Below are 813 nucleotides of genomic sequence, written 5' to 3' on the forward strand. Positions count from 1 at the left end.
AAGACGCTTTACCGCGTCCAGATCGGCGCGTACAGCGTCAAGGCCAACGCCGAAACCTGCTTGCAGAAGGCAAAGGCCGCGGGCTTCGCGGACGCGTTTATAGTGGAGGAAAGCAAGGGGCAGGCCGCCGCGCCCACCCCGCAGATCACCGCGGGAAGCACCGTGCGAGTGAAGGAGGGCGCGAAAACCTACACGGGCGGCGGGCTTGCCTCTTTCGTCTATGGCCGCGATCATACCGTGAAAGAAATTTCCGGCGATCGGGCCGTTATCACCTTCGGCGGCGTGGTGGTGGCCGCCGTCAAGCTGGCCGATCTTACGCTTGTATGAGCGTATGCGGATAAATAAAAGAAAGTGAGGAAACGAAAACATGAACAACGCAATGATTCTTCTGGTGGTGCTGGCCGCGGTGCTGGCGGTATTCGGCGGGCTGGCCGTGGTGATCCCGCGGTTGGTAAAGAAGGGTATTGACCTTTCCGGCGTGCTGGCAGGCACGGGGACGGTGATTGACACCGCGGATTGTGTGGTTGACACCTTAAAGACCTTCCTTCCCGGCAATGAGGCAATCGCTTTTATTGACCGCGTGATCGGGTGGGCGCAGAAGGCGGCAGAGGCCGCGGAACAGCTTTATAAAACAAGCAAGATCGAAGAGGCACAGCGGAAGGACGAAGCAACGCGGCTTGTGTATGAGTTTATCGCCGCGGCGGGGGTGGAGCTTGACGGCGACATGAAGAAAATTGTTGATGGCGCGATTGAAGCCGCCGTTTTCGCCCTTCCGAAGACGCACACGGAACAGCGTACATAAAGCCCGCGCCC

At 59.0% G+C, this 813-nt stretch carries 2 protein-coding genes; both read left to right on the top strand.

Features of this window, described 5'->3' with window-relative positions; genetic code table 11:
• On the top strand, nucleotides 1-327 hold a 327-nt coding region (locus tag U8U68_RS21990; protein WP_322204608.1), incomplete at its 5' end, for an SPOR domain-containing protein.
• Nucleotides 328-367: 40 nt separating this feature from the next.
• Nucleotides 368-802 (top strand): hypothetical protein, encoded by a 435-nt coding sequence (locus U8U68_RS21995; protein ID WP_322204610.1) that lies wholly within the window; start codon nucleotides 368-370, stop codon nucleotides 800-802.
• Nucleotides 803-813 lie beyond the last annotated feature (11 nt).

Origin of the sequence: Acutalibacter intestini, assembly GCF_034334985.1 — a bacterium.
GTDB lineage: Bacteria > Bacillota > Clostridia > Oscillospirales > Acutalibacteraceae > Acutalibacter > Acutalibacter intestini.

Bases quoted from the DNA above. Each gene is read 5' to 3' on its own strand.
- U8U68_RS21995 (WP_322204610.1), top strand. From the start codon at position 368: ATGAACAACGCAATGATTCTTCTGGTGGTGCTGGCCGCGGTGCTGGCG.